This is a genomic window from Alphaproteobacteria bacterium (genome assembly GCA_039980135.1).
Taxonomy (GTDB): domain Bacteria; phylum Pseudomonadota; class Alphaproteobacteria; order UBA6615; family UBA6615; genus UBA8079.
On record JBDXCV010000003.1, the window covers coordinates 321,973 to 336,140 of the forward strand.

The following is a 14,168-nucleotide window of genomic DNA, read 5'->3' on the forward strand; positions in this document are numbered from 1 at the left end:
GCGGCATGCCGGAACGGCGGCGACCATAGCATTTCACGCGCCCGGGTAAACGCACCCCGGCGCAAAAGCGCTAGTCCTTCAGGTCGTCCCAGAACTCTTTCACCTTGGTGAAAAAGCCTTCGGATTCGGGGCTGTGTTTTGTGGACCCGCCGCCCGCATCCGAGAATTTCTTGAGCAGGTCGCGCTGCTCCTTGGTCAGGTTGACCGGCGTCTCGATCTGCGCCTGCACATACATATCACCGCGCGAATTCGCCCGCAGGACCGACATGCCCTTCGAGCGGAGCCGGAATTGCTGGCCGGTCTGGGTGCCGGCGGGAATGTTCACCCGTGCGCGTGCGCCATCAATCGTCGGCACCTCGATCGAGCCGCCCAGCGATGCCGTCGTCATCGGGATTGGCACCCGGCACTGGATGTCGGCCCCGTCGCGCCGGAAAAACCGATGCGGCCGGATGGTAACGAAAATATACAGATCGCCCGGCGGCCCACCGCGCAGCCCCGCCTCGCCCTCGCCCGCGACGCGGATCCGGGTGCCATCCTCGATCCCCGCCGGCACGTTGACCGACAGGGTTTTCTCCTTGTTCATGCGCCCCGCACCACCGCAGGAGCCGCACGGGTTGTCGACCATCCGGCCCGCACCATGGCAGGTCGGACAGGTGCGCTCGACGGTGAAGAAGCCCTGCTGCGCCCGCACTTTCCCCGCGCCCTGACAGGACGGGCAGGTGACCGGCTCGGCCCCGCCAGCCGCGCCCGAACCGTGGCACGAATCGCACGCTGCCGAGGCATTCACCCTGACCCGGGTTTGCTTGCCGGCGAAGGCATCCTCAAGACTGACGTCGAGATTGTATCGCAGGTCGGAGCCGCGGGTGCTGGCCTGCCGACGCCCGCCGCGGCCGCCCATGCCGAACATTTCATCGAAGATGTCCGCGAAACCGCCGCCCGAGAAATCGAACCCGCCGCCGCCTTGTCCGGCACCCGCACCGCCTTCGAACGCCTCATGCCCGTAGCGGTCATAGGCGGCGCGCTTGTCGTCATCCTTCAGGATGTCATAGGCCTGATTGATTTCCTTGAACTGGCGCTCGGCGTCCGCATTGTCGGGGTTGCGGTCCGGGTGCAGCTCCTTGGCGAGCTTGCGATAGGCGCTCTTGAGCGCCGCGGCATCCGCGCCGCGGTCTACACCCAGTGTTTCGTACAAATCTTTATCAGCCATGGACGTTCCCCACCCCTACACCGAATGAAGAGGGACGAACCCGCCGGCGGCCGGCGTTTCGGCGCCGGCCCCGGGTTCGAACCCCTCCAGGCCCCGGTTACGAGGCGGACGACTGATCCTTGCGGTCGTCGTCGTCTTCATCGTCGACTTCTTCGAAGTCGGCATCGACGATGGTCTCATCCGGGCCATCCGGGCCTTCGCCATCCGGACCCGCTTCCGCTCCGGCGGCGTCGGCCGCGGCCTCGTCCGAGCTCTCCTGCTCGGCCTTGTAGATCGCCTCGCCGAGCTTCATCGACGATGTCACCAAGGCCTCGAGCTTGGTCTGGATCAACTCGCCATCCTCGCCCTCGAGCGCCTCCTTGAGTGCCGCCACATCGCCTTCGATCTCCGCCTTGACCTCGGCCTCGACCTTATCACCATGCTCTTCGAGGCTCTTCTCGGTCTGGTGAACGAGGGTCTCGGCCTGGTTCCGGGCCTCGACCGTCTCGCGCCGCACCTTGTCGTCCGCGGCATGCTCCTCGGCGTCCTTGACCATGCGGTCGATGTCATCGTCGGACAGACCGCCCGATGCCTGGATGCGGATCTGCTGTTCCTTGCCCGTGCCCTTGTCCTTGGCCGACACATTGACGATGCCGTTCGCGTCGATGTCGAAAGTCACCTCGATCTGCGGCACACCGCGCGGCGCGCTGGGAATACCCACCAGGTCGAACTGGCCCAGCACCTTGTTGTCGGCAGCCATCTCGCGTTCGCCCTGGAACACGCGGATCGTCACGGCCTGCTGGCTGTCCTCGGCGGTCGAGAACACCTGGCTCTTTTTCGTCGGGATCGTCGTGTTGCGATCGATCAGGCGGGTGAAGACACCGCCCAGGGTCTCGATGCCGAGCGACAGCGGCGTCACGTCGAGCAGCAGCACGTCCTTCACGTCACCGGCGAGTACGCCCGCCTGGATGGCCGCGCCGATGGCGACGACCTCGTCGGGGTTCACCCCGCGATGGGGGTCGCGGCCGAAGAAGTTCTTCACCGTCTCCTGGATCTTCGGCATGCGGGTCATGCCGCCGACCAGGATGACCTCGTCGATCTCGCTCGACTTCAGACCGGCGTCTTTCAGCGCGGCGGCACAGGGATCGACGGTCCGGTCGACCAGATCCTCGACCAGCGCCTCGAGCTTCGCCCGGGTCAGCTTGATGTTGAGATGCTTCGGCCCGGCCTGGTCCGCCGTGATGAACGGCAGGTTGACCTCGGTCTGGGTGGAGGCGGACAGCTCGATCTTCGCCTTCTCGGCGGCTTCCTTGAGGCGCTGCAGGGCGAGCTTGTCCTCGCGCAGATCGATGCTCTGCTCCTTTTTGAATTCGTCGGCGAGATACTCCATGATCCGCGCGTCGAAATCCTCGCCGCCCAGGAACGTGTCGCCGTTCGTCGACTTCACTTCGAAGACGCCGTCGCCGATTTCGAGAATCGAAATATCAAAGGTGCCGCCGCCGAGGTCATAGACCGCGATGGTGCCCGCTTCCTTCTTCTCGAGACCATAGGCCAGCGCCGCCGCGGTCGGCTCGTTGATGATGCGCAGCACTTCGAGGCCGGCTATTTTGCCCGCGTCCTTGGTCGCCTGACGCTGGGAATCATTGAAATAGGCCGGCACCGTGATGACGGCCTGCTCCACTGTCTCGCCCAGATAGGTCTCGGCCGTTTCCTTCATCTTCTGAAGGATGAAGGCGCTGATCTCCGACGGGCTGTATTTCTCACCGCTCGCGCCGACCCAGGCATCGCCATTCTCGCCCTCGACAATTTCGTAGGGGACCAGGCTCTTGTCCTTCTCCGTCAGCGGGTCGTCGAACCGGCGACCGATCAGCCGCTTGACGGCAAAGATCGTGTTTTCAGGGTTGGTCACCGCCTGGCGCTTCGCGGCCTGGCCGACAAGGCGTTCCGAATCGTCGGAGAACGCCACCATCGACGGCGTCGTGCGCGCGCCTTCGGAATTTTCGATCACCTTGCCCGTGCCGCCGTCCATGACAGCCACGCAGGAGTTGGTGGTCCCGAGATCGATACCGATTACTTTCGCCATGAGTTCCTCACTTTTCAGCAGACCTGCCCGGCCCAAACGGCACCGGCACAGGCCCCTGTATTTCAAATGGGTGGGCCCACATCACGAGCCCTGTATTGTTCGACGCACATATAGGGAGGGCGCAACCCGTGTGCAACCGCTAGGCTGTGGCGTTTTTCAGGTTTCCGACCGCGATATTTGCCCCGACACGCCATGACGATCATCTCCGCGAGCTACAAGACCGATATTCCGGCCTTCTACGGCGACTGGTTCCGGGCCCGACGCATGGCTGGGTCGTGCGATGTGCGTAACGTGTGGAACGGCAAAACCTTCCGGGTTTCATTGCGTGACGCCGATTGCAGCGGCTTCGTGTTCTGGACCCGAAATGCCAAACCGTTTCTCGCGGAACTCGCACGAACCGCACAAACCCGCCCCTTCGTCGTCCAATACACGGTCACGGGCTATCCCCGCGCGCTCGAACGTGCGGTTGTGGCGCCGGACGCGGCCATCGACAATCTTCGTTTTATTTCAGATGTTTATGGATCACGCGCGGCGGTCTGGCGCTATGATCCGGTGGTGATAACCGACGCGACCCCGGCCGCCTGGCACATCGACAATTTCACCCGCATCGCCGGCGCGCTCGCGGGCCATCTTGACGAGGTCGTCGTCAGTTTTGCCCAGATTTACCGCAAGACCCGGCGCAACCTCGACCGCGCGGCGGTTGAAACCGGAAATAGCTGGGCCGAGCCCGACGACGCGGCAAGACGGGAATTGCTCGCACAGCTTCGCGATATCGCCGGACAAAACGGCCTCAACCTCACGGTCTGCGCGCAGCCTGCCCTCGAAATCGATCACGAACCGGCCCGATGCATCGACTCGGCACGCCTCGATGCGGTCGCCGCATTTTTGGGCCACCCGCCCGTGAGCGCCCGCACACCGCCGGCGAACAGAGCCGCAAGACCCGGCTGCCTGTGCGCCGAATCCCGGGATATTGGCGCCTATGAGACCTGCCCCCATGGTTGTGTTTACTGCTACGCGGTGAGCCGGCCCGAAAAGGCCAGACAGGCCCACAAGACCCACGACCCGAACGCCGCGATTCTGGGCCTCGCGACGGTAACCGCCCCGAAAGAGAATCTCCCGGCATGAACGCTCCCGCGACACCCCCCGCCCATCCGGTCGACATCCTCGATTTCCTCGACAAACAGGGCGTCATGTTACCGCCGCTGAAGATCGTCGATGTCGGGGCGATGGATGTCGGCGAAGGCGAGCCCTGGGCACGTCTGGTCGAATCCGGGGCTGCCCGCCTCGTGGGATTCGAGCCCAATGCCGACGAGTACAGGAAACTCACCGCGGCGGGCCGGCCCAACACGGACTACCTGCCCCACGCGCTCGGCGACGGCGCGGCCCACACGCTCTATGTGGGTGCGGTACCGATGACGTCGTCCCTGTTTGCACCCGACCCGAAGGTGATGCAGCAATTCCACAGCCTTTGGGAGTTGTGCGAGACGGCCGAGGAAATCCCGGTCGACACGGTCCGCCTCGACGATATCGCCGATGTGCGGCCGATGGATTTCCTGAAACTGGACATCCAGGGCGCCGAACTCATGGCGCTCGGGGCCGCCACATCGGCGCTCGCCGACACCGTTGCGATCCAAGTCGAGGTCGCCTTCCTGCCGATCTACAAGGACCAGCCGCTGTTCGCCGATGTGGATACATTCCTGCGGGCACACGGGTTCGCGTTCCACACGATGGTCGGCGTGGGATCGCGACCGTTCCGCCCGCTGATCAAGGACGCCAATCCCAACCGCGGCTTCGCACAAGTCATCTGGAGCAACGCACTGTACTTCCGCGACACGACCGATTTCCCGCGTCTGGTACATGAAAACCCGGACGCCGTGCTGAAAATCGCGATCCTCGCCCACGAGATGTATGGCGCCTTCGACCTCGCGGCGGTCGCCCTGCAGCATTACGGTGCCGCGCAAAAACAGGGCCTGGCGACGGCCTACATCCGCACGCTGACGGCGGCCGACCCCACGATCACCGCGCAGAAATAATCAGGAACCGGGTTCGGCGTTCGGGTCGGGTGCCGCTTCGGGTGCCGGCGCGGCCGCCGGCGGGGCCGCCGATTTCGCGACCCCGACCCGGGCGGGGCGCAGCAGCCGGTCGTGCAGCCTGTAGCCCGCCTGCATCACCTGGGCGACGCTGCCATTGGGCAAGTCGCTGTCCGGCACTTCGTACATGGCCTCATGCAGGTTGGGGTCGAACGGTTCGCCCGTCGGGTCGAGGCGTTCGATCTTGTGCGCCGCAAGTGCGCCCTGGAAATCATTCTGCACCGCGATTACACCTTCAAGCAGGGTCTGCAGCAGCTCATGCTCACCACGCCGCTCCTCGGGCACCGCGAACAGCGCGCGTTCCAGGTTGTCGCCGATGGACAGGATGTCCCGCGCGAACCCGGTCACCGCATAGCGGTGCGCGTCCTCGATCTGGCGTTCGGCGCGCTTGCGCACATTCTCGGTCTCGGCCATAGCGCGCAACAACTGGTCACGCAGCTGCGACACCTCGCCCTCGAGCTCGACGATGCGCGCGGCATGCTTGCCGCCGCCCCAGCGGTTGCCGTCCGCGTCGGTCGGCGACGGCTCGGCCGCCTCCGCCTCGCCGGGCGCCGCGGGTGCCGCGTCATTCGCAGGGGCGCCGGTCTCCGGGCTCTCGGGGGTACCGTTTTCGTTTTCTTCGCTCATCTGTTCGCTTTCTTTCCAGCGTGCGTGCCGGTCGTTGTAATTCGAAACCAGGGGATTGTCGCGCTTATCCGACCAGCCGGCCGACGATCTGCGCCGTGTAGTCCACCACGGGAATGATCCGGGCATAGTTGATCCGGGTCGGGCCGATCACGCCGACCGCCCCGACGATTTGTTGCTCGCTGTTGTGATAGGGCGCGACGACGACCGAACATCCGGCGAGCGAGAACAGGTCGCTCTCCGCCCCGATGAAGATCTGTACGCCCTCACCGCCCCGCGCCATGTCCAGGAGCTTGATCCAGGATTCCTTCGTCTCCAGCGCATCATAAAGGCTGCGCACATGGGCCAGGTCCTCGACGGCCTGCACGTCGTCGAGCAGGCGTTCCGCGCCGCTCACGATCAGGGCGGCCTCGGCACCGTCGCCGGTGGCGGTCGCCATCCCGGCCTCGACAAGCTTCTGGGTCACCACATCCAGGTCGCGGCGATGAAGCTCCAGTTCCGCCGCGATTTGCCCCTGGGCCTCCTCAATGGTCTTGCCGACCATGCGCGCAGACAGGAAATTCGAGGCCTCGACCATGGCCGACGCCGGCATGTCGTTCGGCATCTCGATGACCCGGTTCTCGACGCTGCCGTCTTCCGTCACCAGGACCACCAGCGCCCGGCCCGGCGCCAGCGAGACGAACTCGATGTGGCGCAAGGCCGAATCACTCTTCGGCGCCACGACGAGCCCGGCACAGTTGCTCAGGCCCGAAAGCACGCGGGTGGCCTCCGACAGCGTCTGCTGCACACTGCGGCCTTCGGCGGCGCATTGCGCCTCGATCGTCTGGCGTTCCGCCTCGGTCAGGTGCCCGACCTCGAGCAGCCCGTCAACGAACAGGCGCAGGCCTGCCTCGGTCGGAATACGCCCCGCCGATGCATGCGGCGAGAACAGCAGGCCGGAATCCTGAAGGTCGGCCATCACATTGCGGATCGTCGCCGGTGACAGCTCCATCCCCAGATTGCGCGACAGGGTGCGCGATCCGACCGCCTCACCCGTTTCCAGATAGGCGTCGATGATCTGCCGAAGAACTTCGGAGCTGCGCTGGTTGAGCTGTGGGATCGCCCGGCTCATCGACGTTGAATATCCGCTTTTGCGCGACCGGAATCGACGGTCGTCAGGTCCGCAGAACTTAGGCACGCCCCGGCGCCTAATCAAGAACGACGGCGACAGGAGATCAACGTCGGGCCGCCACGTGATTCCGCGTCTGGACGCAACCCCACCGCAAAGACTAACGTCGCCGCCTCACAACCGACCCTAGCCGCACTGGAACCCCGATGCCCAAATCCTCGATCCGCCCGTCCCGGCGCGCACCCGCCGAAATGCGCAAGGTGCGCCTCAAACCCGGCGCCGCCAAATATGCGGAAGGGTCCTGCCTGGCAATGTTCGGCAACACCCATGTGCTCTGCGCCGCCAGCATCGAGGAGCGCGTGCCGCCCTGGATGCGCGGCAGCGGCGAGGGCTGGGTCACGGCGGAATACGGTATGCTGCCCCGCTCGACCCACACCCGCACGGGCCGCGAGGCCGCACGTGGCAAGCAATCCGGCCGCACCCAGGAAATCCAGCGCCTGATCGGACGCTCCCTGCGCGCGGTCACCGACATGGAGATGCTCGGCGAACGCCAGATCAGGCTCGACTGCGACGTCCTGCAGGCCGACGGCGGGACCCGGACAGCCTCCATCACCGGCGCCTGTGTGGCACTGCACATTGCCTGCCAGGGCCTGGTCAAGTCCGGCGCCATCGCCGAGAACCCGGTGCGCGAGCTTGTCGCCGCCGTGTCTTGCGGCCTGTATCAGGACACCGCCGTGCTCGATCTCGACTATCCGGAAGATTCCAATGCCCAGGCCGATTCCAACTTCGTGCTGACCGAGCGTGGCCAGATCGTCGAAATTCAGGGCACCGCCGAGGAGCGCCCCTTCTCGCGCGCGCAGTTCATCCGGCTGCTCGACCTGGCCCGAGACGGCACCGAGGAATTGTTCGCCCATCAACGCAAGGCCCTCGGAATCAAATAGGCGTTGTCCTAAAAAAAGGCCCGCGCATCATGTCCCGTCGCTTCAATGACACCCGGCTGGTAATCGCCAGCCACAACGCCGGCAAGGTCCGTGAAATCGCGGATCTGCTCAAGCCGTTCGAGGTGACGGTGCAGAGCGCCGGCGAACTTGGCCTTCCCGAACCCGAGGAGACCGGCAGCACCTTCGCGGAAAATGCCATCCTCAAGGCCCGCGCATCGGCCGACGGCAGCGGGCAAGCGGCATTGGCCGATGATTCCGGGTTTTCCGTCGCGGCGTTGGGGGGTGCCCCGGGCATCCATGCCGCCCGGTTTGCCGAGCGCGCGGACGGGGTGCGGGATTTCGACTGGGCCATGGAACAGCTGCACGAGGCGAGCGTTGACGCCGCCGACGATCTCGCCTGGTTTACCTGCGCGCTCGCACTGGCCTGGCCCGACGGGCATGTCGAGGTCTTCGAAGGCAGGGTCGACGGCAGCCTGACCTGGCCGCCGCGCGGCGACCGGGGCTTCGGCTATGATCCGGTTTTCTTGCCGCAGGGCGCCACCGAGACCTTCGCCGAGATGGACCCGGACGCCAAACACGCGATATCGCACCGGGCGATTGCTTTCCGCGCCCTTATCGACGCCTGCTTCGCACCGGCCTGATGAACGACAGCGCGGGTGATATTGCGCTTTATGTGCACTGGCCGTTCTGCCTCTCGCTCTGCCCCTATTGCGACTTCAACAGTCATGTCCGCGACACCATCGACCAGGGCGCATGGCGCGACGGGCTGCTGCGCGAGCTCGAACATTATGCCGCCCGCGTGCCGGGGCGACGGCTGACCAGCATATTCTTCGGGGGCGGCACGCCGTCCCTGATGCCGCCGGAGACGGCGCGCGCGGTCATCGCCCGGGCCCGGGAGCTGTTCGCGCCCGACCGGGACATCGAGATCACCCTGGAGGCCAACCCGACCTCCGCCGAACTGGCGTCTCTCGCCGGCTTCGCCGATGCCGGCGTCAACCGCCTCAGCCTCGGGGTCCAGGCGCTGGACGACGCGGCCTTGTCCGCACTCGGCCGCACCCACGCGGTGGCCGATGCTCGCGCGGCGATCGCGAGCGCCGCCGACATCTTCGCGCGCTTCTCGTTCGACCTGATCTATGCCCGCCCGGGCCAGACGCCGGAGGGCTGGATGCGCGAGCTCGAGGGCGCATTGGCGCTCACGCGCGGGCATATTTCGGTCTATCAGCTCACCATCGAGGCCGGGACCCCCTTCTTTCTTGCCCAGGCGCGCGGCGATCTGCAACTGCCCGACGAGGCCGACGGCGCCATCATGTTCGAGCAGACCCAGGACGTGCTGGCCGCCGCGGGCCTGCCTTCCTATGAAATCTCGAACCATGCCGCGCCGGGCCAGGAATCGCGCCACAACCTCACATATTGGCACTACCGGGACTATCTCGGGGTAGGGCCTGGCGCCCATGGCCGCATCACAATCGACGGGGAAATTCGCGCCACCCGGCAACACCGCGCCCCGGAAATCTGGCTAAAACAGGTGCTCAAGGATGGCCATGCCACCCGGGAAAATGCGGTACTACCGCGTGATACCCGAATCGGCGAACTGGTGATGATGGGGCTGCGTCTGACGGCTGGCATCGACGCGGGTGAATTCGCCCAACGAATCGGCGCGCGCCCGGATGAAATCTTCGCCCCGGCGGCGGTCGAACGCCTTGTCGGCGCTGGCTATCTGGACTGGCGCGATGACGGGTTCAACGCAACCCCGGCCGGGCGTCAGCGCCTGAATGCGGTCGTCGACGCGCTTCTGAACTCGTGAACCGCCCCGGCAGAAACCGTCGCTAACGCCTAGTTCGTAACCGGCGGTGCAAAGCTGGTCGGCGCCGGGTCGATCTCCTGCGGCGCGTCGCGGCGCACTTCCAGCACCGCCAGTCCACGCTCAACCGCGCCGTTGTCCCGCAGGCGGAAAATCCCGTCCACCCCGGCAAACCCGTCGGGGTTTTCCAGCCGCGCGCGCCCATAGGGCTCGGGCACATCGCCGCGCGCCAGCACGGCCGCCAGCGCCACACCGTCATAGGCCAGTGTCGACAATCGGTCCGGTTTGCGCCCGAACAATTCGGCGAACCGCTCCACGAAACGCGCGCGCGCACCGGGCGGCGGCGCGGCAAACCAGGCGCCGAGCATCGCCGGCTCCTTGCCCAGCGCGGGGTCGTCCCAGACCCATGTGCCGAGCAGCTTGACCTGTTGCGGGTCCACATCGAAAAAGGCGAGCAGCGGGGCGATCTGGAGTACCTCCTCGCCCCCGGCCGGGAGCATCAGCGCCTCGAAGCCAACTTCGCCCAGGGTGTCGCGCGTCGACAGCCTTTCGAGCGCACGTTTCGAAAACGAATCGTCCCGCTCGGCGAGAAGTTGCCGCTCGGCCTTGAGCGCCTCGACCCGTTCGTCATAGCGCGCCAGAATCCGGACGGTCTCGGTCAGCGCCTCGACCCCACCGGGATAGAATGCGGTCGCCGCCACGCCGGCGCCGCGACGGGCCACAACGTCCGAGAGGATCCGCGACATGCGGCCCCCGAACCCGTCATCGGGCACCAGGGCCGCGAACTGACGCAACCCGCGGCGCGTGGCAAAGGCGACAACCCGATCGATCTGAGCCTCGGGTGAAAATCCCGCCGCATAGACCCCGTTGCCGGCGATCAGCTGATCATTCGAGAACGCGAACACGGGGATACCGGCCGGGCGGCTGACGCTCGATGTACCCGCAACCGCCTCCGAGAAAAGCGGGCCCAGCATCACGCGCGCGCCTTCGGCCTGGGCGCGCGCCGCAGCGGTGCGCGCGGTCTGGGCATTCCCGCCGGAATCGTATATTCGCAGCTCGAATTTCGGGACCGCAAAGTCGAACAGAGCCATCTGTGCGGCATCCGCAAGATCCCGGCCGATCGCCGCGGCCGGGCCGCTCAGGGGAATGATCAGCGCCGCACGCGTGATGTCGGGTGCCACTGCCGCCGGCGGCGGCGTCACCGGGACCGGCGTCACGTTCCGCGGCACGGCCGGCGCGGCGGCGGACGGCGCAGGTGCCGGCGTGGCTTCTTGCGTTTCGGCCGGTGGCGCCGCTACGTTGGATTGCGCGCACGCGGCCAGCAACAGGCCCGCCGCCGCGAATACGGCATACCGGCGAAAACCGGTAAAAAGAGGTGCGCGGGGGCGCAGAAGGACAACCGGTCGTGGCACGAAAAATCCTTCCTCAAACATCCCAAACGGATTCAGACGCGCGCGAACCTAACCGCGCGGACCGGCATGGACAAGCGCCGGATACGGCGCGGGCCGCACCGGGCCTCCATCTTGTCGCCACGCCGATCGGAAATCTGGGCGATATTACGCTGCGGGCTCTCGATGTCCTCACGGGCGCGGACGCAATCATCTGTGAGGACACCCGCGTCACCCGCAAGCTGCTCTCCCGATATGCCATCGCTACCTCCGCCCTCGCCTACAATGATCACAACGCGCGGCGCGTGTTGCCGGGCCTGATGGAACGCCTGAAAAATGGCGATTCTCTGGCCCTCGTGACCGATGCCGGCACGCCGCTTGTTTCCGACCCGGGTTATCGGCTGGTCGCGGCCGCCATCGAGGCCGATATTCCGCTTCACACGCTGCCCGGGGCGAGCGCCGCGCTCGCCGGACTTGTCCTGTCGGGTCTGCCGACCGATGGCTTCTTCTTCGCCGGCTTCCCGCCCCCGCGCCAGGCCGCCCGGCGGCGGCGATACGCCGAGCTGGCCGCCGTCCCGGGAAGCCTCATCTTCTTCGAATCGGCAAAACGCCTCACGGCGAGCCTGTCGGACCTGCACATCTCGCTCGGTGACCGCCCCGCCGCCATCGCGCGCGAGATCACGAAGCTGCACGAAGAAGTCCGACGCGGCACCCTGTCCGAACTCGCTGAACACTATGCACAAGCCGGCCCCCCGCGCGGCGAGATCGTCATCATTGTGGCCCCGCCCGTGGCGCAGAAAATCGATACCGAAACCCTCCGCGCGGCCCTGACCGATGCGCTCGGCGAGGTCAGCCTGCGCGACGCCGTGGCCCGGGTCGCTGCCGACACCGGCCACCCGCGGCGGGAAATCTACCGCCTGGCGCTCGAAATCACCGGCGACGGGGCCGATCGTTGAGCGCCCGGCCGTGACTGCAACAAACCACCGGCAGGCCGCCGAGCAACGCGGCCATCGCGCCGAACGCCGGGCCGCGCTTCTCCTGCGCCTCAAGGGATTCCGGTTGTTGGCGCGCCGCTACCGAAGCCCCGTCGGGGAGATCGACATCGTCGCGCGGCGCGCGCGGCTCTTGATTGCGGTCGAGGTCAAGGCGCGCAGCACCCTCGAGACCGCGGCCGATGCCATCGACAAGCGCCAGCGCGCCCGCATCGCGCGCGCGACCGACCATTTTCTTGCCGCAAACCCATCCTATTCTGATTTTCAAATTCGATTCGACGCGATTCTGGTCACACCCGGTAAACTGCCGCGCCATATCCCCGACGCATGGCGAATCGAATAGTCTGTGGCCACGCGCCTGAAAACCTTCGCCCCGCAGCCGGCGCCCGAACAACCGGCGCCAAGGAGCTCGACATGTCGACAGACAATACCCGGACCCCCCGCACAGACCCGCGCGCGGGCCGATCGCAGAACGGCCATCTGGCTGTTGCACTCGTCGCGGGGCTTCTTGCGCTCGTCGCCTGCACCCCCGCCGGAGTTGTCGTCGGCGGGGCCGCATCGGCCGGCGTCGCCGCCTCCGAAGAGCGCGGGATCAAGGGCGCGGCGAATGACACGCTGATCCGGGTCAAGATCAACGAAGCCTGGGTGTCGGAGGATTTTGACACCTTCAAGCGGCTCGAATTGCAGATCTACGAAGGCCGGGTGCTCGTGTCCGGCCGCCTGCCGAACCAGGCTCAGGCCGACAAGGCGATCCGGGCGGCCTGGCAACCCGAGGGGGTGCGCGAGGTGATCAACGAGATCGAGATTGCCGAGGGCGGCGGCATCAAGGACTTCACCAACGACACGTTGATCAATGCGCGCCTTGACGCCGACCTGCTGTTCGACGGCGAAGTGAACTCCATCAACTATTCCACCCGCTCGATTGGCGGCACGGTCTATCTTCTCGGCGTCGCCCAGGACCGGGCCGAACTCGACCGGGTGTTTCGGATCGCGCGCGACATCCCGAATGTAAAACGGGTGATCAGCCATGTGATCATGGTCGACGACCCGCGCCGCATCGCCTCTCCCGGCGGAACGTCGGAGAGCGGCAAGCCGGCCGCGAGCCAGTAGACATCCCTGTGGCCGGCGACACGGACCGGTTGCTGCGCGGCCTCGCCGGCCTCGACGATGCCCGGATCGATCTTGCGGATGCAGCACTCGCCCTGGCCGCGCGGGAGCGGCCCGGCGTCTCGGCTGACCGTTACCGCGCGCACCTCGCCGAGGTTGCGGCAGCCGTGGAAAAAGAATGTGCGGACGACAGCCTCGCAGCGAGACTTAACGCCCTGACCGGTGTCCTGCACGAGCGTTTCGGCTACATCGGCGACGCCCAGTCCTATGACGATCTCCAGAACGCCAACCTGATGCGGGTCATCGACCGGCGAAAGGGTCTGCCGATCGCTCTCGGAATCCTCTACATCCAAAGCGGGCGCGCCCTCGGCTGGGATATTTGCGGGCTGAACTTTCCCGGTCATTTCCTCGTCCGCCTCGACGACGGCCCTGCACGCCTGATCCTCGACCCCTTCGCCGGCGGCAAAGAGATCGACGCAGCCGGGCTGCGCGCCATGCTCAAATCGACCCTCGGATCCGATGCCGAACTCAGCCCCGCACACTATGCGCCCGCCAGCAACCGGGACATTCTCATACGCCTGCAGAACAACCGGAAGATCCGCCTTCTCAAGGCGCAGCAGTTCACCGAAGCGCTGGCGGTCGTCGAGGACATGCTTCTCTTCGCCCCGGGCGAAGGGGCGCTCTGGCACGAGGCCGGATTGCTCAACACTCATGTCGGCAATCTGCGCGCCGCCCTGATCGCCTTCGGGCATTGCCGCGACCTCACCGCCAATCCCGCCGACCGGGCCCGGGTCGACCAGCTCATCAGCGATATTCGTGGCCGCCTGAACTGAGCCGCCCGCAATGGC

At 66.2% G+C, this 14,168-nt stretch carries 14 protein-coding genes; 9 read left to right on the forward strand and 5 right to left on the reverse strand.

Going from position 1 to position 14,168, the window contains the following annotated elements:
• Positions 1-70 precede the first annotated feature (70 nt).
• Together dnaJ and dnaK are read right to left on the reverse strand one after the other, a co-directional pair.
• The gene (dnaJ, locus tag ABJ363_03430) at positions 71-1,207 is read right to left on the reverse strand and encodes a molecular chaperone DnaJ (protein MEP4378028.1); all 1,137 of its coding nucleotides are present in this window, start codon (positions 1,205-1,207) and stop codon (positions 71-73) included.
• Positions 1,208-1,304: 97 nt separating this feature from the next.
• Positions 1,305-3,269 carry a molecular chaperone DnaK gene (gene dnaK / locus ABJ363_03435; GenBank protein ID MEP4378029.1) on the reverse strand — a complete coding sequence of 655 codons (1,965 nt, stop codon included), beginning with the start codon at positions 3,267-3,269 and terminating at the stop codon, positions 1,305-1,307.
• A 192-nt stretch (positions 3,270-3,461) separates the two neighbouring features.
• Between dnaK and ABJ363_03440 the strand changes: the two genes are divergently transcribed.
• Together ABJ363_03440 and ABJ363_03445 are read left to right on the forward strand one after the other, a co-directional pair.
• On the forward strand, positions 3,462-4,394 hold the full coding sequence (locus tag ABJ363_03440; protein MEP4378030.1) for a DUF1848 domain-containing protein: 933 nt from the start codon (positions 3,462-3,464) through the stop codon (positions 4,392-4,394).
• Positions 4,391-5,302: an FkbM family methyltransferase gene (locus ABJ363_03445; protein MEP4378031.1), complete on the forward strand. Its 912-nt coding sequence runs from the start codon at positions 4,391-4,393 to the stop codon at positions 5,300-5,302. The genes ABJ363_03440 and ABJ363_03445 overlap by 4 nt, the downstream gene beginning before the upstream one ends.
• Here the strand turns inward: ABJ363_03445 and grpE are convergent, their stop codons facing one another.
• Positions 5,303-5,986, reverse strand: a complete 684-nt coding sequence (grpE, locus tag ABJ363_03450; GenBank protein MEP4378032.1) for a nucleotide exchange factor GrpE — start codon at positions 5,984-5,986, stop codon at positions 5,303-5,305. It abuts the gene before it with no gap.
• Positions 5,987-6,050: 64 nt separating this feature from the next.
• Entirely contained in the window at positions 6,051-7,094 is a 1,044-nt protein-coding gene (gene hrcA / locus ABJ363_03455) for a heat-inducible transcriptional repressor HrcA (protein ID MEP4378033.1), read from the reverse strand.
• 218 nt (positions 7,095-7,312) lie between these two features.
• On the opposite strand from hrcA, the gene rph reads away from it, so the two are divergent.
• Genes rph through hemW form a run of 3 tightly spaced genes read left to right on the forward strand, consistent with a single transcriptional unit; the run spans position 7,313 to position 9,836 of the window.
• Positions 7,313-8,032 carry a ribonuclease PH gene (gene rph / locus ABJ363_03460; GenBank protein MEP4378034.1) on the forward strand — a complete coding sequence of 240 codons (720 nt, stop codon included), beginning with the start codon at positions 7,313-7,315 and terminating at the stop codon, positions 8,030-8,032.
• 29 nt (positions 8,033-8,061) lie between these two features.
• Entirely contained in the window at positions 8,062-8,673 is a 612-nt protein-coding gene (rdgB, locus tag ABJ363_03465; GenBank protein ID MEP4378035.1) for an RdgB/HAM1 family non-canonical purine NTP pyrophosphatase, read from the forward strand.
• Positions 8,673-9,836: a radical SAM family heme chaperone HemW gene (hemW, locus tag ABJ363_03470; GenBank protein ID MEP4378036.1), complete on the forward strand. Its 1,164-nt coding sequence runs from the start codon at positions 8,673-8,675 to the stop codon at positions 9,834-9,836. Before rdgB ends, hemW begins: the two co-directional genes overlap by 1 nt.
• A gap of 29 nt (positions 9,837-9,865) precedes the next feature.
• Here the strand turns inward: hemW and ABJ363_03475 are convergent, their stop codons facing one another.
• Positions 9,866-11,245, reverse strand: coding sequence for a penicillin-binding protein activator (locus tag ABJ363_03475; GenBank protein MEP4378037.1), 1,380 nt, complete (start codon positions 11,243-11,245; stop codon positions 9,866-9,868).
• Between ABJ363_03475 and rsmI the strand changes: the two genes are divergently transcribed.
• From rsmI to ABJ363_03495, 4 genes are all read left to right on the forward strand, one after another.
• A complete protein-coding gene (rsmI, locus tag ABJ363_03480; GenBank protein ID MEP4378038.1) occupies positions 11,239-12,177 on the forward strand; it encodes a 16S rRNA (cytidine(1402)-2'-O)-methyltransferase in 939 nt (312 codons plus the stop codon). The genes ABJ363_03475 and rsmI overlap by 7 nt on opposite strands.
• A gap of 10 nt (positions 12,178-12,187) precedes the next feature.
• Complete coding sequence (locus ABJ363_03485; GenBank protein ID MEP4378039.1) at positions 12,188-12,556, forward strand: YraN family protein; 369 nt, start codon at positions 12,188-12,190, stop codon at positions 12,554-12,556.
• Between the two features lie 71 nt (positions 12,557-12,627).
• Positions 12,628-13,323, forward strand: coding sequence for a BON domain-containing protein (locus tag ABJ363_03490; GenBank protein MEP4378040.1), 696 nt, complete (start codon positions 12,628-12,630; stop codon positions 13,321-13,323).
• 8 nt (positions 13,324-13,331) lie between these two features.
• A complete protein-coding gene (locus tag ABJ363_03495; GenBank protein ID MEP4378041.1) occupies positions 13,332-14,153 on the forward strand; it encodes a transglutaminase-like domain-containing protein in 822 nt (273 codons plus the stop codon).
• The last annotated feature ends 15 nt before the right edge of the window (positions 14,154-14,168 follow it).

Coding starts and splice junctions, on each gene's coding strand:
- hemW (MEP4378036.1), top strand. CDS start 8,673: ATGAACGACAGCGCGGGTGATATTGCGCTTTATGTGCACTGGCCGTTC.
- rdgB (MEP4378035.1), top strand. CDS start 8,062: ATGTCCCGTCGCTTCAATGACACCCGGCTGGTAATCGCCAGCCACAAC.
- dnaK (MEP4378029.1), bottom strand. CDS start 3,269: ATGGCGAAAGTAATCGGTATCGATCTCGGGACCACCAACTCCTGCGTG.
- ABJ363_03490 (MEP4378040.1), top strand. CDS start 12,628: ATGTCGACAGACAATACCCGGACCCCCCGCACAGACCCGCGCGCGGGC.
- hrcA (MEP4378033.1), bottom strand. CDS start 7,094: ATGAGCCGGGCGATCCCACAGCTCAACCAGCGCAGCTCCGAAGTTCTT.
- grpE (MEP4378032.1), bottom strand. CDS start 5,986: ATGAGCGAAGAAAACGAAAACGGTACCCCCGAGAGCCCGGAGACCGGC.
- dnaJ (MEP4378028.1), bottom strand. CDS start 1,207: ATGGCTGATAAAGATTTGTACGAAACACTGGGTGTAGACCGCGGCGCG.
- ABJ363_03445 (MEP4378031.1), top strand. CDS start 4,391: ATGAACGCTCCCGCGACACCCCCCGCCCATCCGGTCGACATCCTCGAT.
- ABJ363_03440 (MEP4378030.1), top strand. CDS start 3,462: ATGACGATCATCTCCGCGAGCTACAAGACCGATATTCCGGCCTTCTAC.